Source organism: Shimia sp. MIT1388, assembly GCF_047124445.1.
Lineage (GTDB): Bacteria > Pseudomonadota > Alphaproteobacteria > Rhodobacterales > Rhodobacteraceae > Shimia.
Window position 1 is genome coordinate 2,536,445 of sequence record NZ_CP138921.1, and the last position, 20,655, is coordinate 2,557,099.

The following is a 20,655-nucleotide window of genomic DNA, read 5'->3' on the forward strand; positions in this document are numbered from 1 at the left end:
TTCGTGGGGTCCGAGGCTAGGATGTCACTAAACGGCCCTCGCATTAGTCAAACCGCGCCCAAATCAGGCTCAACATGCGCCTCTTTCGAATGCTTGTTTGTAAAGATTTGGAACCAACGCCGGGCAACCTACTCTCGATAGCGAGGATGCCATCCTACCCCAACGACACCCACGCCGAGTTCCTTGCGGAGCTGCGCACACAGGCATCAATAAACGCCATCCCAAGCAGGCCGTCCTCTATGCCGGGAAGCACGGAAAGCGCGCGCGCGTCCTTGCCTGTTTGCTGGGCTCGAATGCAGGCTGCAGCCTCAAGGTAAATATTCGCAAAGCCTTCCAAATACCCTTCTGGGTGCCCCCCCGGCGTGCGGGTCAGGTGATCCGGCTGTCCAGCTGCGCCTGCCCCCGCACGTGTCAGTAGCCGGGTCGGTTCGCCAAAAGGCGTGTAGCGCATCAGATTGGGGTTTTCCTGCTCCCACTCTATGCCGCCTTTGGAGCCATAGACCCGCAATCGCAGTGCATTTTCGTTGCCCGGGGCAACTTGCGAACACCACAACATCCCCCGCGCGCCTTCCGCAAAGCGCAACATCACATGGGCGTTGTCATCCACTTGCCGCCCATCCACAAAGCTCTGAAGGTCGGCGCAAAGACTTTCCGGCGTCAGGCCGGTTACAAAACAGGCAAGATTGAAGGCATGGGTGCCAATGTCCCCTGTGGATCCGCCTGCCCCAGACCGGGCCGGATCGGTGCGCCAGCTGGCCTGCTTATTGTCGTCCGGCTGTGGCTCTGTGAGCCAGTCCTGCGGATACTCCACCTGCACCACACGAATGTCGCCCAAGTCTCCATTGGCGACCATGTCCCGCGCCTGCCGGATCAGCGGATAACCCGTATAGTTGTGGGTCAAAACAAACAGCGCGTCCGACTTCTCAACCGCCTGCGCCATCTTGCGCGCATCCGCCAAAGTCGAGGTCAGCGGTTTGTCGCAGATCACATGGATGCCACGCTTCAGAAATTCCCGCGCTGCGGCCATATGGACATGGTTTGGCGTGACAATCGCCACAGCCTCAATACCATCTTTTAGTCGCGCCTCGCGGATCGCCATGGCTTTGAAATCATCATAGGTCCGGTCCGGCGCCAGGCCCAGCGCCTGCCCAGAGGCTTGTGCCTTTTCCGGAGTGGACGACAACGCCCCGGCCACCAGCTCAAATTGCCCATCAATGCGCGCCGCAATGCGATGTACCGCGCCAATAAAGGCATCATTGCCGCCACCAACCATGCCCAACCGGATTGGTCTCTCAAACTCACCCATCACAAAATCCCTAGCATACGTTTGTTAGCCTCTTCATCGGTACCGCCATCCGCAAAATCGTCGAAGGCCGTCTCCGTCACGCGGATGATGTGATCGCGCACGAACGCAGCCCCTTCGCGGGCGCCGTCTTCCGGATGCTTCAGGCAGCATTCCCATTCCACCACGGCCCAGCCATCAAAATTATTGGCCGCCATCTTGCTGAAGACCTTGCCAAAATCGACTTGACCATCACCAAGGCTACGGAACCGCCCTGCGCGATCAACCCAGCTTTGATAGCCGCCATAAACGCCCTGTTTGGTGGTTGGATTGAACTCCGCATCCTTGACGTGAAACATCTTAATCCGGTCGGCGTAGTCATCGATGTGACCGACGTAATCCAGACACTGCAGCACAAAGTGACTGGGATCATAAAGCATGTTGCAGCGCGCGTGATTGTCGACCCGCTCTAGGAACATCTCAAATGTCACGCCATCGTGCAGGTCTTCACCCGGATGAATTTCATAACAGATATCCACGCCCATCTGATCCGCATGATCCAGAATGGGCCGCCAGCGTTTTGCCAACTCGTCAAAGGCGGCGTCAATCAGCCCCGGCGGCCGCTGTGGCCAAGGGTAAATGTAAGGCCAAGCCAAAGCGCCAGAAAACGTTGCATGTGAGCGAATCCCCAGATTGTAACTTGCAGTGATTGCGAGCTTCACTTGCTCCACAGCCCAGGCTTGCCGCGCCTTGGGATTGCCGCGCACTTCGGGGGCGGCAAAGCCATCAAAGGCCTCATCATAGGCAGGATGCACCGCCACCAACTGGCCCTGCAAATGTGTGGAAAGTTCTGTAATTTCAACGCCGTTCTCGCGCGCCACACCGACGAGCTCTTCGCAGTAACTCTGCGAGCTGGCCGCGCGGGCGAGATCAAATAGGCGTCCGTCCCAGCTGGGCACTTGCACGCCCTTGTAGCCACAATCAGCGGCCCATTTGGTGATGCTGTCCCAAGAATTGAAGGGGGCCTCGTCGCCAGCGAACTGCGCCAGAAACAATGCGGGACCTTTGATTGTCTGCATGATTTTCTCCTGTTTGAAGAAGAGGCCCCTTGGGAGAAAGGGCCTCTTCTCGGGTACCCGAATGGCGCTTTAGAACGGCGAATCCGGGAAGTAGAAGCTCGCCGCGTTCTCAGGTGTGATCAGCGTCGCACCCAGAATGTAGCGCCCAGCCACAGGGCCATTGGATTTGAACGCAGACACGGTCACATCCATTGCGGTGGCAATCATCGCTGGCGGGTAAAGCACATCCACCGGCACCAGCTCGTTGCCATCCATGATGCCTTTGATGGTCTCTTTCATGCCGGCGCCGCCGACAACAAACATGCCATCGCCATCGCGGCCCGCCTGTTTCAGAGCGGCAACAACACCAATTGCGATGTCATCGTCCTGCGCCCAAACCGCGTCGATGTCTGGGAAGCGGGACAGGAAGTCCTGCATCACTTCAAAGCCATCATCACGGTTCCAGTTGGCGTGTTTGTGGTCCAGAACGTTGATACCCGAACCTTCGATTTCGGCCATGAAGGCGTCAAAGCGTTCGTTGTCGATCAACGTTGGAATACCGCGCAGAACAACGATATTGTCGCCGTCCTTCAGGCGGGTTTTCATGTACTCCGCCGACACACGACCCAGTTCCGGGTTGTTGCCCGCAACATAGATGTCTTCGATACCCGGCTGGCTCAGGCCACGGTCCACAACGGTGATCAAAGCGCCGGATTTCTTGACGTTTAGTACCGGATCGGTAAGCGGCTCGGATTCAAACGGCAGCACCACAAGCGCGTCGATCTGGTGCACAGACACGAGATCTTCCAGCGCGCTGGCCTGCGCGGATGGATCTGGCGAGTTCACCAGGATCAGGTCCACATCCGGATAAAGCGCTTCCAGCCGTTCTTCGGCCTTCTCCGCGTGCCAGTTCATCCCTGCTGCCCATGCGTGGGTTGGGGTTGGGTAGCTCACACCGATCTTGATAGTTTCGGCTGCGGCCCAGCCGCTGAGGGCGATGGTGGCCGCCGTGGCCAGTGCCCCGATTTTGGTAAAGGTCTTCATGTTTTCCTCCCTAAAAGTCCTTTGACTTCCCTGTGATTTGGACGCACCTCTCCTCTCCGGTGACGCCCGGTTCTTTCGCGCAAAACTCTGCGAGAAATTCTTCGAGTGATGTGTCGGCGCTTAGTCTGCCGTCTTGTTGCGGCCCCAATCTCCGCGTTGCAGCCAAACGGCCACGATGATGATGAGGCCCTGCATGGTCCCGTTCAGATAGTTGGAGATCATGTCAGTGAAGTTCAGAATATTGCCGATGGTGGTCAGGATCAGCGCACCCAGAATAGTCCCGCCAATCCGGCCATAGCCGCCCTTGAGCACGGTGCCGCCAATGATCACCGCAGCGATGGCTTCCAGCTCCCACAAAACGCCGGTTGAGGACGAGGCGGAGCCAAGGCGCGGCACATAGATGATGGTCGCGAGCGAGACGCATAGGCCCTGGATCACATAGGTCAGCGTCTTCACACGGTCGACCTTGATGGCAGAGTATTTTGCAACGCTTTCGTTGGAGCCGATGGCGGTGCAGTAGCGGCCGAAAGCGGTGCGGTTCATCAGAAACCAACCGGCAATGGACACCACGATGAACACCCAAACCGGGATCGGCAGGCCAAAGAAGCTGTCGTAGTAGACCGGGCGATACACTCCGCGAATGTCATAGTTCAGCGACAGCGTGCCGCCGTCGGCAAAATAGGTCACCAGCGAGCGGTAGATGCCCATGGTGCCAAGCGTCACGATGAAGGCCTCGATCTTGCCCTTGGTGGTCAAAAGCCCGTTCACAAGACCCGCCCCAAGCCCAAGGATCACCGAACATCCACAGCCGATCAAAACGGTTGTGACCCCGGTGCCAAAAGTGTCCACAGCGCTGTTCATCACAATGATCATCACACCAGCGATCACAGCGGCCATGGACCCAACCGACAGGTCAATGCCGCCAGCGGTGATCACAAAAGTCGCGCCCACAGCAATGATGCCAATGAAGGCCGAGCGCGTGAGAAGATTTGTGATATTGCCTTCGCTCAGAAACGCGGGGTTGAGCAGAAAGCCGATCACACAGAGGATCAGGAGCGCAATCGCGGGTCCTGCCGTCTTGAGGTCAAAGCCGCGCAGCATCGAAGGTTTGGCTGTACTCATGGTTGTCTCGGTCATTTCTGGTGCTCCCGCTTCAGTCCTGCGGCGTAGCGCACGATTTCTGTTTCGTTGATGTGGTCGCCGGTCACGACCCCAGTGATTTCGCCTTCGCGCATCACCACGACGCGGTGACACAGGCCAATGATCTCTGGCATTTCCGAGGATACCACGATCACGGACACACCTTCGGCGGCGATGGCGGCGATAAAGTGATAGATCTGTTGTTTGGTGCCCACGTCGATGCCGCGCGTCGGCTCGTCTATGATCAGGATGCGCGGATCACATTCCATGACTTTGGCGAGCAGCAGCTTTTGCTGGTTGCCGCCAGACAGGTCGCCCACGTTCACATTTGGGTCCCGCGCCCGGATATCGAAGCGCCGAATGGCCCGCTCCAGCGCGGCGTCCTCGGCCTTACGATCGACACTCAAGCCTTTGACAAACTTTGGCAATGCAAAGAGCGATAGGTTTGGGCGCATCTTCTGCCCCAACAGAAGGCCTTTCTCTTTGCGGTCCTTGGTCAGATACACAATGCCCGCATCCCGCGCGGCTGCCACAGAGGTGAAGTTTGCTGGCGCGCCGTCAAAGGCGACAGTTCCGCTCTCGCGCGGTGTCAGGCCGCATATCGCCTCAAAAACCGCTGTACGCCCGGCGCCAATCAGCCCTGAAAATCCAAGGATTTCCCCTTTCCTCAGGTCAAAGCTGACATTGTGTACGCCGGGCGCCACCAGATCGCGCACGTCCAGCACGCAATCTGCATCCACATCCACTTCGTTCATCGGCGGGTACAGATCGCTCAATTCGCGCCCCACCATCATCTGCGCCATTGTGTCCGGCGTTACGTCTTTCGCCGCGTGGGTGCCGATCCACTGCCCGTCCCGCAGCACAGTGACTTGATCGGAAATCGCGCTGACTTCGGCCAGCTTGTGGGACACAAAGACAATCGCCGTGCCGCGCGCTTTCAAGCGGCGCACCTGCGCGAAGAACAGCTCGGTTTCTGCTTCGGTTAAAACCGCCGTCGGCTCGTCCATGATCAGAACACGCGCGTCGCGGCTGATAGCTTTGACAATCTCAACCATCTGCTTTTGCGCAATCGAAAGATCGGAAATGCGGTCTTCGGGTGAAATGTCGAGGCCAATGTCGTCCAGATAGCCGCGTACCATGGCGCGCATCGTGGTCCGATCCAGCACCCCGCGGCTCATGATTTCGCGCCCAAGGAAAATGTTTTCCTCAACCGTCATCTGCTCGGCGAGATTGAGCTCTTGGTGGATCAGAACAATCCCCAGTGCTTCGGATTGACCGTTCCCGGGCAACTCTGTGTCCACGCCGTCCAACCGAATATGGCCAGACGTGGGCTGCAAGAACCCGGAAAGAATTTTCATGAATGTCGACTTACCCGCGCCATTCTCTCCGATGAGCGCGTGCACCTCTCCGGCGCGGATGTCCATGCTGACGCTGAACAGAACCGGGACCGAGCCAAATGACTTACTGATCCCGTCCGCCGACAAAATCGGCACACCTATAGACTGGCCATCCGGCACGTCGTCTCCTCCCTGAATTTTCACCTCACTGCGGAGGCGCTGATTGATTTATGTAAACGTTTTCATCAGCCATGTAAACCTTTACATCAGGCGCTGTAAACCTTTTCACAATGCCGCATTGCGGCTATAAGGCTCCTAACCGCCTTGTGCGTATAAACAAAAACACCAAACCAACAGGCGCGCCAAACGTGTCATTGCCACCCAAGAAATCTGCCACAATTGAGGACGTCGCAAAGCTGGCCGGCGTCTCCATTGCCACGGTCAGTCGCGCGATTCGGAACCCGGAAAAGGTGGCGGAGAGCACGCGTAAGAAGGTGACCAATGCCATCGCACGCACCGGCTATACCGCCAATGTAATGGCGCAGAACCTGCGCATGAAACGCTCCAAGATGGTGATGGTTTTGACACCCTCCATCGCCGACCCCAACTTTCCGGGCGTGCTGATTGGCCTGGAGAAAGAGGCACATGCACGCGGCTACGGCGTGTTGATTGGCAACACTGAGGGCGCGATTTCTCTGGAAGAGAACCACATGCGTTTCCTGGCCACGGGTGTCGCAGATGGGCTTGTTCTTCTGACCGGCCACTTGCCCGTGGCTGGCGCGCCGCAAGATCCGGTCACGCAATTGCCCCCACTTGTGGCGGTCGGCCGCCCGTTGGAAACCACCGAAACAGATTTTGTCGGGGTGGACGACGTGGCCGCCTCCAAAATGGCCACGGAGTATCTGGTGTCTCTTGGCCATCGCCGCATCGTGTTTGTCGGCGGCGGCACCGGCGATGTGCTGTCCGATCTGCGTCACGAAGGCTATCGCAAAGGCCTGGCAGAATGCGCCGAAGAGCTGGCCGATTGGCGCATCGAGGGCGATGGCAGCAGCGAAGGTGGCCGTGCGGCTGTGGAGCGCCTATTCATCAAGGATACGCTGCCGACGGCCTTTTTCTGTTTCAATGACAACACCGCCATTGGCGTGATCGCCGCCCTGCGCCTGCGTGGGTTTGATGTGCCGCGCGATTTTTCCGTGATTGGCTTTGACGACATTCCCTTTGCCAGCAACATCACCCCGGCTCTGACCACGATCCGCCAACCGCGCAACAAGATTGGCGAGCGCGCCATGGCGATCCTTTTGGATGGGTTGGAAGGGCAAAGCACCGAGAAGACGAGCGAACGACTGCATGGCGATCTTGTCGTCAGAGAGAGCTGCGGGCCTGCCGGACGCAAATAGAACGGCCCGTTACCGGTCCACCTTCAATCCGCTGGGCACCTCTTCCGGAATGCGGCTAGATTGGGCTTTGGCTTCCGCCCCTGTCAGGCTTTCGAGAAAGGCCACCAAGGCTGCAATCTCAGCATCGCTACGGGGCGGAATATGAATGTCGCGGTGCTTGGCATGCCGCGCCATTTCGATACGGTCCTGCTGGATGACAAAATCGATGGGACTGAGCCAAGGCACATCGGGCAACGTCAGATCTTCGGCTTTCCACGTGGCACGCGCGCCCGGAGGATCGAGGTGATGCCGGATCATGCGCTCCAGCGTCGGATACGCGCCGTTGTGCCCGTAAGGCCCTGTGAGGGCGACGTTTCTCAGCATCGGCGTCCGGAAGCGATACGCATCCGCAAGGTCGTCTGTTTCCCCCATACGCCCAACATCCCGCGCATAAGGGTCAAACCTTCGGGTGCGGCCTGGCCCGAAGGCCGGCAGCCCCAGAGCATGAAACTGTTGATTAGAAAACAAATTTCCAGCGTGACAATGGCTACATCCCGCCTTGCCGAAAAACAATTCCATGCCTTGAACTTGCACGGCGGATAGAGCCTGATCATCCCCCGCCAAATAAGCATCAAACGGGCTGTCAAAGGACGTAAAGTCTTGCACCATGAAATGCGCTAAAGCATCGGTGATTTGGACAATCGTCACCTCTTCGCTCGCCTCAATCTCGTCAAATGCCGAGACAAATTTGGCACCATAGTCCGGCAGCGTCCTGACGCGTTTCGCGATGATCGGCCAAGCCGCGTCGATCCGATCCCGCGTGGCACCAACAACCTCGTTTTCGCCAACATTCCCGGCCATCTCAAACCCGGATGTCATAGGGAAAAGTGCCTGCGCCGCCAGAACTGACTTTAGCCCATCGGGAAGCCACTCTTCGGCGGGCGTGTTGAAGCCATTTCCAAATATGGGGTCCACGCTGACCCGGCCATCATGCATCAACGTGTCGATGGTGATGGCACCCAAATTCCATAGCGCGGGCGCATTGCGCGGAATGCGTTTCTGGACCTTGTTTGCCCCCATATCGGAGACCCGATCCGGCCCAAGTCCATGCCCGCCTTCCCCCAATCCGAGCGACAATCCATCAGAGGTTCCAAATCTCGGGTGATGGCAGGTTCCGCAGCTGATATTTCTGTTCCCGGACAGGATCTTGTCGTAAAATAACAGGCGTCCCAGTTCCGCCTTTTCTGCATCCACCACCATGAAGTCACTGGCACTCAGTGGTGTTGGCAACGCAGGCAATTCGGCAAAAGTCGGGGCGGCAAACAGGATCACGGAGAGCGCATGCGACACCCTACAAAAAAGCTTCTTATGGCGGCCGCGTTGGTCGTGGGAACGACCCAATTTGGCCTCGCCGAAATTGAAGCCGCGCGCGATCTTATGGAGGCCGGGGATTTTGAAGCCGCGCGTGAAGCGATGTGGCCGGCGGCCCGTTCCGGCAATGCCGATGCTGAGGAACTGATCGGCGTGATGTATGCGATGGGACTTGGCGTTGAGCGGGATGATCAGCGCGCGTTTGAATGGTATCTGCGCAGCGCAATGAAAGGTCACCCCGGCGCGCAATCCGGAATTGGCTGGTACTATGAGGTCGGGCGCGGCATGCCCGCGCCGGATTTGGTCCGGGCATACATGTGGTACACGCTGTCGGCGATCGGCGGTGATCCCGACGCGGCGATCAGCCTTGAAGAGGTTGTGAAGAAAATGACCAAGGAAGAGATTGATAAAGCGCATATTCTGGTCGAGGACTACCGCGTGTGGATGTATCCGTTCCGGTAACTGCCGGACAAAAGACGGCGCGAGGGTCTGCCCCCGCGCCGATTGTGCTTAGTTCAGGTCTGCGTCACGCGCGCCGTTCACGTCCGCTTCTGCTGCGGCAACAGCATCAGTCAGTGCAGAGAACACCTCATCGCCACGGGTCACGTTGGATTTGAACCAGTCATAAACTGGGGAAGCCGCCTGTTTGAACGCATCTTTCTCTGCTGGGGTTGGAACATACAGGTCCCCGCCACCGGCAACGAAGTCTTCATAGGCCTGGATCGACTTGCGCTTTGGCGATGCAAAGGTGGCCTGCTGCAGGGCGTAGAACCCGTCCACCACCACGCGGCGCATGTCTTCTGGCATGTCCATGAACGTCTGGTTCGACATCCACCACAGCGCGCCCATGTAGGCGTGGCCATCCAAGGTCACATACTGCAGACCCGCATCTGGGAACTTCATGCCCATGATGTCGGTGATGCCGTTTTTGGAGCCTTCAACAACACCAGTCTGGAAGCTGGTGAACAGTTCAGGCCATGGGATTGGCGTGGGGGACGCGCCCAGCGCTTTCACAAGCTCCTGCGGCAGGTCAGCCACAACAGTCCGGATCTTCAGACCTTCCATATCGGCAGGTGCCGCCACACGACGTTTGGTGTTGGCAAAATTGCGCCAGCCACCGGTGTTGCCGATGGTCATCAGGCGGATTGCGTCGCCGCTGTCCTCCAACGCCATCGCGCGCATTTTGCGGGTGAATTCGCCAGACAGCACATGTTCCGCAATGCGGTCGTCCGCCATCAGATATGGCAGATCGAGAACTTGCACATAGGGGAACAGACCGGACGCGCCACCAGAGGTCGAGATGTAAACGTCAATGGACCCATCCGCCACGCCCTGAAGGCATTCGGCGCCGTTGGAGCACAGCTGTGTGCCGATAAATAGCTCCACTTCGATGGCGCCGTTAGAGGCCGCTTCGACATAGTTTTTGAAGACAACAAGGCCGTCATAGTCTTCATCATTTTCATTCGAGTTTGCTGTTGCGCGGATCGTGTAATCGGCCGCACTCGCTGTCAGCGCAGTGCCAGCCATCAAGGCCGACAGTGCCACCGTCTTTGCCAGTTTCATAAACATGCGTGTTTCCTCCTGTTGCACGTCGTTATTTTGGTGTCAGTTCAAGAACCCCGTTAGCTTCGGAATGGTCAGAGAGATTTCGGGCACAAAGGTGATCAAGAAGATCACTGCGACCTCGACTGCCAAGAATGGTAGGATGGCTTTGGCAATGGTCGTCACCCGTTCGTGCGAGACAGAGGCGGCGACAAAAAGCACAAGCCCCATGGGGGGCGTGGCCAAGCCCACGGTCAGGTTCACGCACATGATGATGGCAAAGTGTACGGACTCGACCCCAAGCCCTTCAAAGACCGGCGCCAAAATGGGGCCAAGAATGATGATCGCGGGGCCCGCGTCCAGAAACATGCCCACCACGAAGAGCAGCAGGTTGATCAAGAACAGCAGGATCAGAGGGTTCTCCGACAAGGTCAGAATGAACTCGGCCAGAATTTCCGGCGCGTGGCTGAGGCTGACCACTGTTTTGAACGACATGGCCGCACCCACCAACAACAGCACCACAGCGGAGGTGATCCCGGCACGGGTGAAAACCTCTGGCAAGTCTTTCAACTTCATGGTCCGTAGCACCAAGAATCCGACCAACAGCGCATAGGCAACCGCAACCGCTGCGGCCTCTGTTGGTGTGAACACACCCGCCAAAATGCCACCAAGGATCAGGATTGGCGTCTGCAGTGGCACCACCGCGCGTTTGCAGACCGTGCGAAACTCCGGGCTGACCATGCGGCGCAGCCCCAGCATCAACCCATGCGCCAGAAGCACCGCGCCCAGGAAGGTCAGCCACTTGGACAGGGTTGTGTCAGCCGCCGGAGCAAATTGCGCCAGCAAAAGCCCGAGGTTCAGCCGCACCAAGACAAAGGATACCCAACTTTCCAGACCGCCGATCTCGACGTTCTCAAACGTGACACGGCGCGCCGCAGGCAGATCGTATTTGTCGGCCATGACACGGACCATCACCATCAGGCCAACGCCCACCAGAATGCCCGGGACAATGCCTGCCAGGAACAACGCGGCGACGCTTTCGCCCATGACGTAGGCGTAGATGATCATGATGCCTGAAGGCGGAATGATCGGCCCAATAACAGAACTCGCGGCGGTCACGGCGGCGGCAAATTTCCGGGTGTAGCCTTCACGCTCCATCGCCGGGATCAGCATGGAGCCAAGCGCAGAAGTGTCTGCGACCGCCGAACCCGACAGCCCGGCAAACAGGATCGATGACAGGATATTTACCTGTGCAAGCCCGCCCCGCAAATGGCCCATCAAAGCTTGTGAGAACTCAACCAGACGCACGGTGATCCCGCCCCGGTTCATCAACTCGCCCGCCAGCATAAAGAACGGGATAGCCATCAGGGGGAAGCTGTCCATGCCGTTATAGAGGTTCCGGTACAGCAACGTGATGTCGCGCTCTTGCCCGTTGAGCCAAAGCAACGCGCCGGGCGCAGCCAGAAGGCAGAAAAACACCGGCAGCCCCACCAAAAGAAGGAACAGAAACAGCGGAAGGAACCAGATCAGCATTATTCAGACCCTCCGATGGTCAGGCCTGACCGCGCTGGCAGGCGGTCCCCCATGCCCAGAAGCCGGACAAAGCGCTCCAGCAACAGCTCGATGTTCACCAGGATCAACAACACGATGCCCACCAGAAGGGACAGCATCATCCAACTGCGCGGGATCCGGTACCACTCATCAAACGTCAGAGAGGTCGGCAGATACAGAGACGCGGTGGCGAAACGCCCCCCAAGCCCGGTGACCTCCTTGTAGCCGATCTGCACCCCGACGATCAGCACGGTCAGGCTGATCAACAGCAAGACAAACTGCAAAAGATGCATCGCTTTGCCCTTGATCACCGCATCAATGAAGTCGATCGCAACAAAGCCGCCATTGCGGAACGCTGTGGGCGCCATCAGGCCTGTCATCCACAACATGAAGAAGCGTGCGGCCTCGTCAGGCCAGGGCAATGCACTGCCCAACACGTAGCGAAAGAAGACTTGGATCAGGATCGCCGCGACCATCACGCCAATGGCGAAAACGCCCAGCCAACGCCCGACTGCCAACAGTCCGGAGTTCAGTGGACGCAACAGATTCAAGACAGCAAAGACTGCCTTCATCGTGTTCTTCTCCTCCCGTTTTGCATTCTGTCCTCTTCAGAATGCAGGCCGCCGATCTTATTGTTTTACGGCGGCAATCTGGCCCATTTGGCCCTTGTAGAAAGTCAGTGCATCTCCGTCTTCGCGCATGGTCGCGCGGTCAACATGTCCAAGAACAATCGCGTGATCACCGCCTTCGTAGATCGCGGACCGGGTGCATTCGAACCGTGCGAGGCAATTGTCCAGAACAGGCACGCCCCAGTCATTCACCTGGTGCGCCACATCCGCCAAGCCAAAGGCATCTTTGGCAACCGTCCAGCAGAGGTCATCCTGTTCGGCCGACAGCACGTGGATCGCATAGTGGGTTGCGCGCTCAAAATGCGGAAACCGGCGCGAGTTCTTGTCAGGGGACCACAGCACCAGAGGCGGGGTCAACGACACCGAAGAAAAACTGTTGGCGGTGATGGCCACTGGACCGTTTTCCGATGCGGCCGTGACAATGGTCACCCCGGTGGCAAACCGTCCAAACGCGTCCCGCAGCAATCGTGTGTTGTTCGGGTCGGGCACAAAGCTGAGCTTTCCCCCGACAGTGTGAGCAGACATCATGGGACCTCCTTGCCGAGCGCGGCTTCGTAGAGAGAGAACCAGGTTTCGCGGTCCAGCATGACCTTCTCGGCGTCCGAAATCATCTTGATACGATCAAGGTTGTTGGTGCCCAGAACCGGCAGGATACGGGCCGGATGGCGCAACAGGAACGCCACGGCCACAGCCGCGCGATCCACGCCCTGCTCTGCCGCAATTCGGTCCAAACGGTCCGCCACATCCCCTGTTCCGGTCATCAAGCTGCCGCCACCGAGCGGCGACCATGCCATAACAGGCTGATCATGTTGCTGATGAAAGGCCAAATCCCCATTTGTGAACGGAGACAGTTCCGCCAGTGAGATCTCAATTTGGTTAGTGGCCAGCGGCGTCTTCATCGCCGACTGCAAGAGCTGCCAATCCCAGGGGCGGAAGTTGGAGACGCCGACAGCGCGCACCTTGCCTGACGCCACCAGCTCATCCAGCACCGCCCCGGTTTCGTTGTGGTCCATCAACGGATCGGGGCGGTGGATCAACAGAAGATCCACATGATCAACACCCATCTCACTCAATGACCGGTTCACCGAGGCTTCGATGTGGGCGCGCGACGTGTCGTAGTATTTGACCGGCTTGTCGGCATAAATCCCGATAGGTGCGACGATATCGCACTTTGTCACAATCTCGATCTGATTGCGCAACGCCGGGTTGGCTTTTAGCGCCCCGCCCAGCACGGCCTCGGCACCGTAGTCGCCATAGATGTCCGCCTGATCAATGGTCGTGATCCCTTGATCCAGACAGGCTTGGATTTTTGCCTCTACGTATTCGGGTGACGTGTCCGCATCATCGCCCACACGCCACGTGCCATATACCAGACGGCTGAAAGTCATCCCGTTTGCGATCTCCACACGGTTCATCAGCGACGTTCTCCGATACCAAGGGGGGTTTGCGGTGTGGATGCCGGCACGCGCCCATAGGCATGGGGCAGCGATACAGTGTTGAGATGCGGCATCACGCGGGCGCCAAAATGCTTGGCCTCATCCACATGCGGGTAGCCTGACAAAACGAACGCCCGCATCCCCATCTTCTTATAGGCCTCAAGCTTGGACAAAACCTGATCGGTCGACCCGACCAATGCCGCACCGCAGCCAGATCGCGCCCGGCCCACGCCGGTCCAGAGATGTGGCTCGATAAAGCCATCGTCGTCGGCCACATCGCGGTTCTTTGCCTGATGCGACACACCCAGAGACTTGGCGTCCAGCGCACGTTCGCGGATGGCGCGTCCCTGCTCGTCATCGAGCTTAGACACAATGTAGTCCGCATATTCGCGTGCTTCAGCCTCGGTGTCGCGGACAATCACATGCACGCGCAAGCCATAGTCGAGTGTCCGGCCATAGCGCTCCGCCACCGCGTTCACCGCCTTCATACGCCCGGCCAACTCGTCCATCTTCTCCGGCCACATCAGATACACATCGCAATGCTGCCCGCAGAGCTCCAATGCATCTGGCGAATAGCCACCAAAATACAGCAATGGCCCACCAGTCTGATACGGAACCACAGGATCGGTTGTCAGGCCCTGGAAGTTGTAGACCTCACCCGCGTGGTTGATTTCACCCTGGGTCCAAGCTTGTTTGAGAATCTCGACAACTTCCCGCGAGCGCTGGTAGCGATAGCTGCTCTCGGCCTTTTCACCGGGAAAGTCGGACGAGATGATGTTCACGGTCAGCCGACCTTCCAACATGTGGTCCAACGTCGCCAGCGTACGCGCCAGCATGATCGGCTGCATCTCTCCACAGCGCACGGCAGCCAGCATGTTGATCTTGCTGGTGATCGGCGCGCACCCCGCCACAAAGCTCAGCGTATCCTGCCCCACCTGATAAGAAGACGGGCATAGAATGTTGCGAAAGCCTTGTGCTTCCGCCTCTTTCACGATGCTCGAGCAATGCGCCCAGGACGACCGCAGATCGCCATCTGGCACGCCAAGGAACTGGTAATCGTCTGAACACAGCGCGGCAAACCACGACACTTCTACTGCATCCAAATCCGCAGATGTCACCGGCACGACGGTCATCGAGTTCCTCCCAAAATCTCGTTTTCCTTACCCCTTGAATAAACTGCGATTTGATGTAGATCAATGGTGTATCAATTTTCGGGATGATCTATGTCAAATCCAGACCTCTCCAGTTCGGCCCTGCCGCTCTATTTGCAGATCAGTGAAACCCTGATCCGAGAGATCGCGGCTGGCCGTCTGGTGGACGGAGAGCGCTTGCCGCCTGAACGCGAGCTGGCCAAGCAATACGGAACCACCGTGCGTACACTGCGCAAATCCCTTGCCGAGCTGGAGAAGCAAGGCATGCTGGAGCGCGTTCAAGGGTCCGGTAACTACGTGCGCGCCACCCAAAGCGGGCGCAGCGTCTACTCCATGTTCCGATTGGAGTTGCCTGAAGGGGGCGGATTGCCCACCGCGGACATCCTCTCGGTGCATGACATGGAGAAGCCTTCCGATCTGCCAGCCTTCGGCACGTCGAATCACGGCACACGGATTCGCAGGCTGCGCTATCTGGACGAGGTTGTGATTGCCGTCGAAGAAATCTGGTTGGACGGCGACGCGGGCAAAGTGGACCCGGCAAAACTGTCGGAGTCGCTGTACCACTATTATCAGAAACAGCTCGGCTTCTGGATTCGACGCGCCGAAGACCGCGTCTCCATCGGGCACGTGCCGGACTGGGCGCCAGAGGCCTTTGGCCAAACGCCCGGGGAAATTTCTGGCTACATCGAACGCCTGAGCTGGTCGCAAGCCAGCGCTCCTGTCGAGTTTTCCCGCACCTGGTTTGACCCGGAACACTCTATCTACATCCAACGCCTGACTTAGGAGGCATTATGACGAAACCCACCACCTACGGGATCATCGGCTGCGGCATGATGGGACAAGAGCATCTGCGCAACATTGCACTCCTCCCGAACACGGAAGTTGGGGCCATCTTCGAACCCAACGACCAAATGCGCACAGAGAGCGCGCGTTTTGCGCCCGATGCGCAGTTTGTCGACAGCCTGGAAGAGCTGCTAGCCGTGGACACCCTAGACTGCCTACTGATCGCCAGTCCGAATTTCTGCCATGTCGCCCAACTGCAAGAGATCGCCCGAATCCGTCCTTTGCCCATCCTCGTCGAAAAACCGTTGTACACGGATCCGCAGGACCTGGCCCAAATCGACGAATTCATCGCCAGCTATCCCGCCTCGGCCTGGGTTGCGATGGAATATCGCTATATGCCGCCGGTCGCGGCATTCCTGGAAAACGCAGCAGATGTTACCGGCGGCATCAAAATGCTGACCATCCGTGAACACCGCTTTCCCTTTCTGGAAAAGGTCGACGACTGGAACCGCTTCAACGCCAAATCCGGCGGCACCTTTGTGGAAAAATGCTGCCACTTCTTTGACCTCATGCGCCTGACGCTTGGATCAGAGCCGGTGCGCGTGATGGCCTCCGGCGGACAGGACGCCAACCATCTCAACGAAAGCTATGACGGGCAAGTGCCAGACATTCTCGACAATGGATATGTCATCGTCGATTTCGAAAACGGCGCCCGCGCGATGCTCGAACTGTGCATGTTTGCCGAAGGTGCCGAGTATCAGGAAGAAATCGCGGCCGTCGGTCCAACAGGCAAAATCGAAGCGCTGGTTCCAGGGCCGGGCCGCTTCTGGCCTGCGCACCTTGGCGCAGCGCCTACCCCCAAGCTCATCCTGTCTCCGCGTGCGCCCAAGGGGCCGATTGAAAAGGAAATCCCTGTGGATCCGGACATCCTCGATGCGGGCGACCACAATGGCTCAACCTTTTACCAACACAAGTATTTTCTGGAGTTGGTGCGCGGCGAGCGGTCCACGCCCGAGGTGAGCCTGACCGACGGGAAAATGGCTGTCCTGATGGGCATCGCAGCGCAAACATCCATCCAAGAGAAGCGGTCTGTCGAGATGTCGGAGATAAGCTAAACGGCCCTGGCGCATGGTTTTCGTTTGGCACTGCAACGCCAACGCCCCATGCGCCGATCACCTTCGTCGAGTGACTGGCGAGACAAAAGACCCCAAACCAAAACATCGTCACGCATGAGGATGTCACGTCAACTGGCATACGCTCTTCGACAGAAGGGCAAATACGATTGCCGAACCAAGTTTCATTGCTTGAAAAGTGGTGCCCGGGGGCGGAATCGAACCACCGACACGAGGATTTTCAATCCATCCTTTAGTTTGACAATCCGAATTCCATTTACGTTGTAGCTACATAAAAAAAGCGCCCCTTCTGCCAACAAGACCCCGTGGCCATACCGTGACGTTTCCGCCCCCGAGCCGCCATCGGTGCATCCCGCAGCAAACGGCGGTGAAGAGCCCTCTTTGCCGGATGCTGCACCAGTCGCGAACCTCCGCTTGGTCGGTTCAGCCCTCGATCACGGATACGATGAAATGTGCCCCCTGTCGATCGTTAGCCCCTAGGCTGCGATTTCGGTTGAATGGGGTTTGAACAGTTCGGCAATCAGCTGTTCGTGCTGCTGGTGCGGGCGGAGGGTCTCTGCCTTGCCTGCTGCGTTGTGTCCCGTATTCAGGTCTTCCGCATCGCCTGAAGCCTACAAAAGCGCGAAGCTTGTTACGACGATTTCGTCGAGATAACCGCCCACCTGTTCCTTCCCTTAAAAGGTGGTCCGCCCCTATATTTAGGAAAAGGTTTGAGCCGGTGCCCTTGTTCGCCCTCCCCTGGCTGAGAGCTCAGCGGGAGAGTGAAGCTAAGGCTGCCTCACGAAGAAAGATCTCTTTCATGAAATCATAAAATCATATATCACAATGTGTATGATGCGTGAGAGCTGAAGGGTGGTGGCACAATGCGAACATTTTCAAGACGACAGTTCTTGCAACGTGCGTCCGTAACAGGTGGGCTTTCAGTGCTGGCGCCACCGGTTTTCTCAAAAATCTCCCTCGGCAGAGCGAGCCTGACAACCATCAGCGACGGTCACCTCGTCCTACCACTCAGCTTTGCCATCGGCTCCAACCCGTCGGCAAAAGCCACCGAAATTCTACGTGATCACGGAATCTCCGGAGATCAAGTGCGCCCAAGCTGCAATGTTTCCATCTATCAAGACGGCACAAACACGGTGCTTTTTGATGTGGGGGCCGGACCTGATTTTATGCCCTCGGCAGGTACTTTATTGGACAGCTTATCGGCCATTGGAGTGGCCCCAGAAGACGTCACACACGTTCTGATCACCCATGCGCATCCTGACCATATCTGGGGCTTGCTGGACGATTTTGACGAACCGGTTTTTGCCAACGCCGCCCACCTTATTGGCCGCAAAGAATGGGACTATTGGTGGGACCCAGATACCGTCCATTCCATAGGGCAATCCCGCATGACGTTTGCCGCGGGCGCCCGGCGGCGATTCGAAATGATGGAAGATGTCTTCGAACGGTTTGAGGACGGAGAAGAAGTGGTTAGCGGCATTTCGGCCGTTGCCACGTATGGACACACCCCTGGTCACATGAGCTTTGAAGTGCGCTCCGGCAATGAAGCTAGCCTCATTATTGGCGATGCTATAGCCAACCACCACTTGGCCTTTCAAAAACCGGAATGGCCCAGCGGCTCCGATCAGGATGCAGACCTTGGCATCCGAACACGGTTGGCACTTTTTGATCGAATAACGGCAGACAACTTGTCCGTTGTTGGCTTTCACTTTCCAGGTAAGGGTTTGGGCCGATTGGATAAAACATCGTCTGGGTACAAATTCATTGAGGAAACAACATGACGAGCAAATCCTATTTGTTCGCGACGGCATGTATAGCCAGCCTTGCGTCCATTGCCCTGGCTAATGAGGACATTGCAGATCAATACCCTGGCTCTCCACTGTATTCCAAACCGGTCGAAGTGATCCCTCATGTTTGGTCGGCGATTGGGGCAACTGCGCCGCCGACCTATGAAAACACAGGCCACAACAACAACCTCAGCTTCATCGTCACCGGCGACGGCGTCGTGGTGGTGAACGGTGGCGCCGCTTACATCTTGGCGGCAGCCCTGCACACGGAAATCAAGGCCGTAACCGACCAGCCTGTAAAGCTCGTGATCAACGAAAACGGTCAAGGGCACGCCATGTTGGGCAATGCTTACTGGGCAGAGCAAGGCGTTCCAATTCTGGCACATGAAGACGCAGCCCACGAGATTGCAGAATATGGGCCGCAGATTTTGGAAGGCATGAAGCGCTACAACCGCGACAAGGCGGAAGGCACCACTGTGGTGAGCCCAACTGAAACCTTCTCTGAGACCCATATCGTGGAGATGGGCGATTTTCGGATAGAAGTGCTGCACCTTGGTCCCGCACACAGCCCCGGCGACATCTCCGTTTGGTTGCCAGAACAGAGCTTGGTCATTGCAGGAGACATGGCATTTCACGAGCGTATGCTGCCGATTTTTGAGGATACCATGACCGCAGATTGGCTGGAAACGTGGGACACCGCCTTTGAGCCGCTGAAAGCCACCTATGTAATACCCGGTCACGGCCATCCGACAAATATGGATCAGGTCCGTCGTTACACGCGCGACTATCTGGTTTATCTGCGCGAAAAAGTGGGGGCGCACTTGGACGCTGGTGGCGATCTTGCCGACGCCTATTACGTCGACCAATCGCCCTATGCCAACCTCGATACTTTCGAAGAGCTGGCGACCAAGAACGCCGGGCGTGTCTACGAACAAATGGAATTTGAGTAACCCTCTCTCCCCCGGAAACGCGCGAGATCTGGACGGACATAATGGAAACTCTGATTGACCAGTTTGGGGAGCCCACACTCCTTTTGGTCATTGGATTGGTCACAGGCCTTGTATTTGGCGCAAACGCTTACAACTCTCGGTTCTGTCTCCGCGCAGCAACCGCAGAAGTGGCCTCTGGAGTCGCGGGGCCACGGTTTGCGATCTGGCTGATCGTGTTTCTCTCTGCCCTTTTTGCCGTGCAGACCTCAATCTGGGTTGGTCTTCTGGATGTGACGGAAGCGCGCCAACTTGCCAGCGTCGGCAGCCTGTCCGGCGCATTGATTGGCGGGCTTTTGTTTGGCGTCGGTATGATCCTTGCACGCGGATGTGCCAGTCGTCTTCTGGTGCTCTCAGCCTCTGGCAACTTACGAGCCATCGTCACGGGGTTGGTGTTAACTCTGACCGCGCAGGCAGCGCTTCGTGGCGTTCTGTCTCCCGCAAGAGAAACACTGTTTGGCCTTTGGACGATGCCTGGCGGCTCACAAAGGGAGCTATCAACTGTGCTGTCGATGCCAAGAGGCGTGGTGGTCATTGTCGCGATTGCCGGACTGTTTGCGGCGCTGATTTTCGCGAAACGCCAAAACCTCAGAAACCGCGAAATTATCAGTGCATTTTTGGTTGGCAGCGCAATTTGGATGGGGTGGTTTTTTACCTATCTGCTGGCGCAATCGTCCTTCGAGGTCGTCACCATGCAATCTGTTACCTTCACCGGTCCATCCACCGACACTCTGATGTCGCTGATTAATACTGTCTCGCCGGTTCAGAATTTCGGAACTGGACTGGTTCCCGGCGTGTTTTTGGGCGCCTTGGCCGTCGCCGTCCTCAAAGGTGAAGCGCGCATTCAGAGATTTGAGCCAAACACACCGATGGAGCGCTACCTCTTAGGCGGTGTATTCATGGGCTTTGGAGCTATGTTGGCAGGTGGCTGCGCGGTCGGTGCAGGCGTCACCGGCGGCGCCATTCTCTCCGTCACAGCCTGGCTTGCCGTCTTTTCCATGTGGGTTGGGGCCACAGTGACAAAAGTCGCGTTAGGGTCCCGCGCCTGA

Annotated in this window: 19 protein-coding genes; 7 read left to right on the forward strand and 12 right to left on the reverse strand. The window is 57.6% G+C overall.

The window, feature by feature from the left end; genetic code table 11:
- Window positions 1-154: 154 nt before the first annotated feature.
- The 5 genes from SIB92_RS12600 to SIB92_RS12620 all read right to left on the reverse strand — a co-directional run bounded on the left by SIB92_RS12600 (window position 155) and on the right by SIB92_RS12620 (window position 6,023).
- Window positions 155-1,306 carry a Gfo/Idh/MocA family protein gene (locus SIB92_RS12600; protein WP_412552377.1) on the reverse strand — a complete coding sequence of 384 codons (1,152 nt, stop codon included), beginning with the start codon at window positions 1,304-1,306 and terminating at the stop codon, window positions 155-157.
- Window positions 1,306-2,361, reverse strand: a complete 1,056-nt coding sequence (locus tag SIB92_RS12605; protein WP_412552378.1) for a sugar phosphate isomerase/epimerase family protein — start codon at window positions 2,359-2,361, stop codon at window positions 1,306-1,308. The genes SIB92_RS12600 and SIB92_RS12605 overlap by 1 nt, the downstream gene beginning before the upstream one ends.
- A 69-nt stretch (window positions 2,362-2,430) precedes the next feature.
- The gene (locus SIB92_RS12610; protein ID WP_412552379.1) at window positions 2,431-3,384 is read right to left on the reverse strand and encodes a substrate-binding domain-containing protein; all 954 of its coding nucleotides are present in this window, start codon (window positions 3,382-3,384) and stop codon (window positions 2,431-2,433) included.
- Between the two features lie 120 nt (window positions 3,385-3,504).
- Window positions 3,505-4,521: an ABC transporter permease gene (locus tag SIB92_RS12615; protein WP_412552380.1), complete on the reverse strand. Its 1,017-nt coding sequence runs from the start codon at window positions 4,519-4,521 to the stop codon at window positions 3,505-3,507.
- Complete coding sequence (locus tag SIB92_RS12620) at window positions 4,518-6,023, reverse strand: sugar ABC transporter ATP-binding protein (protein ID WP_412555836.1); 1,506 nt, start codon at window positions 6,021-6,023, stop codon at window positions 4,518-4,520. Before SIB92_RS12620 ends, SIB92_RS12615 begins: the two co-directional genes overlap by 4 nt.
- Before the next feature lie 206 nt (window positions 6,024-6,229).
- Here SIB92_RS12620 and SIB92_RS12625 point away from each other — a divergent pair, with 206 nt between their 5' ends.
- Window positions 6,230-7,258 (forward strand): LacI family DNA-binding transcriptional regulator, encoded by a 1,029-nt coding sequence (locus tag SIB92_RS12625; protein WP_412552381.1) that lies wholly within the window; start codon window positions 6,230-6,232, stop codon window positions 7,256-7,258.
- A 9-nt stretch (window positions 7,259-7,267) separates the two neighbouring features.
- Here SIB92_RS12625 and SIB92_RS12630 read toward each other — a convergent pair whose 3' ends face one another.
- Window positions 7,268-8,587 carry a cytochrome-c peroxidase gene (locus SIB92_RS12630; protein WP_412552382.1) on the reverse strand — a complete coding sequence of 440 codons (1,320 nt, stop codon included), beginning with the start codon at window positions 8,585-8,587 and terminating at the stop codon, window positions 7,268-7,270.
- 18 nt (window positions 8,588-8,605) lie between these two features.
- Between SIB92_RS12630 and SIB92_RS12635 the strand changes: the two genes are divergently transcribed.
- Window positions 8,606-9,070 carry a tetratricopeptide repeat protein gene (locus SIB92_RS12635; protein ID WP_412555837.1) on the forward strand — a complete coding sequence of 155 codons (465 nt, stop codon included), beginning with the start codon at window positions 8,606-8,608 and terminating at the stop codon, window positions 9,068-9,070.
- A 48-nt stretch (window positions 9,071-9,118) separates the two neighbouring features.
- Here SIB92_RS12635 and dctP read toward each other — a convergent pair whose 3' ends face one another.
- From dctP to SIB92_RS12665, 6 genes are read right to left on the reverse strand one after another with little or no spacing between them, the layout of a single operon-like run.
- On the reverse strand, window positions 9,119-10,177 hold the full coding sequence (gene dctP, locus SIB92_RS12640) for a TRAP transporter substrate-binding protein DctP (RefSeq protein WP_412552383.1): 1,059 nt from the start codon (window positions 10,175-10,177) through the stop codon (window positions 9,119-9,121).
- A 36-nt stretch (window positions 10,178-10,213) separates the two neighbouring features.
- Window positions 10,214-11,683, reverse strand: a complete 1,470-nt coding sequence (locus tag SIB92_RS12645) for a TRAP transporter large permease (protein ID WP_412552384.1) — start codon at window positions 11,681-11,683, stop codon at window positions 10,214-10,216.
- Window positions 11,683-12,273 (reverse strand): TRAP transporter small permease, encoded by a 591-nt coding sequence (locus SIB92_RS12650; protein WP_412552385.1) that lies wholly within the window; start codon window positions 12,271-12,273, stop codon window positions 11,683-11,685. The genes SIB92_RS12645 and SIB92_RS12650 overlap by 1 nt, the downstream gene beginning before the upstream one ends.
- 57 nt (window positions 12,274-12,330) lie before the next feature.
- The gene (locus tag SIB92_RS12655) at window positions 12,331-12,855 is read right to left on the reverse strand and encodes a flavin reductase family protein (RefSeq protein ID WP_412552386.1); all 525 of its coding nucleotides are present in this window, start codon (window positions 12,853-12,855) and stop codon (window positions 12,331-12,333) included.
- Window positions 12,855-13,745 carry an aldo/keto reductase gene (locus tag SIB92_RS12660; protein WP_412552387.1) on the reverse strand — a complete coding sequence of 297 codons (891 nt, stop codon included), beginning with the start codon at window positions 13,743-13,745 and terminating at the stop codon, window positions 12,855-12,857. The genes SIB92_RS12655 and SIB92_RS12660 overlap by 1 nt, the downstream gene beginning before the upstream one ends.
- Window positions 13,745-14,899, reverse strand: a complete 1,155-nt coding sequence (locus tag SIB92_RS12665) for an LLM class flavin-dependent oxidoreductase (RefSeq protein ID WP_412552388.1) — start codon at window positions 14,897-14,899, stop codon at window positions 13,745-13,747. The genes SIB92_RS12660 and SIB92_RS12665 overlap by 1 nt, the downstream gene beginning before the upstream one ends.
- A 90-nt stretch (window positions 14,900-14,989) precedes the next feature.
- Between SIB92_RS12665 and SIB92_RS12670 the strand changes: the two genes are divergently transcribed.
- The 5 genes from SIB92_RS12670 to SIB92_RS12690 all read left to right on the forward strand — a co-directional run bounded on the left by SIB92_RS12670 (window position 14,990) and on the right by SIB92_RS12690 (window position 20,655).
- Entirely contained in the window at window positions 14,990-15,700 is a 711-nt protein-coding gene (locus SIB92_RS12670; RefSeq protein WP_412552389.1) for a GntR family transcriptional regulator, read from the forward strand.
- Window positions 15,701-15,708: 8 nt separating this feature from the next.
- Window positions 15,709-16,815 carry a Gfo/Idh/MocA family protein gene (locus tag SIB92_RS12675; RefSeq protein WP_412552390.1) on the forward strand — a complete coding sequence of 369 codons (1,107 nt, stop codon included), beginning with the start codon at window positions 15,709-15,711 and terminating at the stop codon, window positions 16,813-16,815.
- A gap of 881 nt (window positions 16,816-17,696) precedes the next feature.
- The gene (locus SIB92_RS12680; protein ID WP_412552391.1) at window positions 17,697-18,614 is read left to right on the forward strand and encodes an MBL fold metallo-hydrolase; all 918 of its coding nucleotides are present in this window, start codon (window positions 17,697-17,699) and stop codon (window positions 18,612-18,614) included.
- Window positions 18,611-19,570, forward strand: a complete 960-nt coding sequence (locus SIB92_RS12685) for an MBL fold metallo-hydrolase (RefSeq protein WP_412552392.1) — start codon at window positions 18,611-18,613, stop codon at window positions 19,568-19,570. The genes SIB92_RS12680 and SIB92_RS12685 overlap by 4 nt, the downstream gene beginning before the upstream one ends.
- A 41-nt stretch (window positions 19,571-19,611) precedes the next feature.
- Window positions 19,612-20,655 (forward strand): YeeE/YedE family protein, encoded by a 1,044-nt coding sequence (locus SIB92_RS12690; protein WP_412552393.1) that lies wholly within the window; start codon window positions 19,612-19,614, stop codon window positions 20,653-20,655.

Excerpts from the sequence above, each read along its gene's own strand:
- SIB92_RS12670 (WP_412552389.1), top strand. The coding sequence starts at position 14,990 with ATGTCAAATCCAGACCTCTCCAGTTCGGCCCTGCCGCTCTATTTGCAG.
- SIB92_RS12605 (WP_412552378.1), bottom strand. The coding sequence starts at position 2,361 with ATGCAGACAATCAAAGGTCCCGCATTGTTTCTGGCGCAGTTCGCTGGC.
- SIB92_RS12610 (WP_412552379.1), bottom strand. The coding sequence starts at position 3,384 with ATGAAGACCTTTACCAAAATCGGGGCACTGGCCACGGCGGCCACCATC.
- SIB92_RS12615 (WP_412552380.1), bottom strand. The coding sequence starts at position 4,521 with ATGACCGAGACAACCATGAGTACAGCCAAACCTTCGATGCTGCGCGGC.
- SIB92_RS12650 (WP_412552385.1), bottom strand. The coding sequence starts at position 12,273 with ATGAAGGCAGTCTTTGCTGTCTTGAATCTGTTGCGTCCACTGAACTCC.
- SIB92_RS12690 (WP_412552393.1), top strand. The coding sequence starts at position 19,612 with ATGGAAACTCTGATTGACCAGTTTGGGGAGCCCACACTCCTTTTGGTC.
- SIB92_RS12665 (WP_412552388.1), bottom strand. The coding sequence starts at position 14,899 with ATGACCGTCGTGCCGGTGACATCTGCGGATTTGGATGCAGTAGAAGTG.
- dctP (WP_412552383.1), bottom strand. The coding sequence starts at position 10,177 with ATGTTTATGAAACTGGCAAAGACGGTGGCACTGTCGGCCTTGATGGCT.
- SIB92_RS12635 (WP_412555837.1), top strand. The coding sequence starts at position 8,606 with ATGGCGGCCGCGTTGGTCGTGGGAACGACCCAATTTGGCCTCGCCGAA.
- SIB92_RS12680 (WP_412552391.1), top strand. The coding sequence starts at position 17,697 with ATGCGAACATTTTCAAGACGACAGTTCTTGCAACGTGCGTCCGTAACA.
- SIB92_RS12685 (WP_412552392.1), top strand. The coding sequence starts at position 18,611 with ATGACGAGCAAATCCTATTTGTTCGCGACGGCATGTATAGCCAGCCTT.
- SIB92_RS12645 (WP_412552384.1), bottom strand. The coding sequence starts at position 11,683 with ATGCTGATCTGGTTCCTTCCGCTGTTTCTGTTCCTTCTTTTGGTGGGG.
- SIB92_RS12660 (WP_412552387.1), bottom strand. The coding sequence starts at position 13,745 with ATGAACCGTGTGGAGATCGCAAACGGGATGACTTTCAGCCGTCTGGTA.
- SIB92_RS12655 (WP_412552386.1), bottom strand. The coding sequence starts at position 12,855 with ATGTCTGCTCACACTGTCGGGGGAAAGCTCAGCTTTGTGCCCGACCCG.
- SIB92_RS12600 (WP_412552377.1), bottom strand. The coding sequence starts at position 1,306 with ATGGGTGAGTTTGAGAGACCAATCCGGTTGGGCATGGTTGGTGGCGGC.
- SIB92_RS12675 (WP_412552390.1), top strand. The coding sequence starts at position 15,709 with ATGACGAAACCCACCACCTACGGGATCATCGGCTGCGGCATGATGGGA.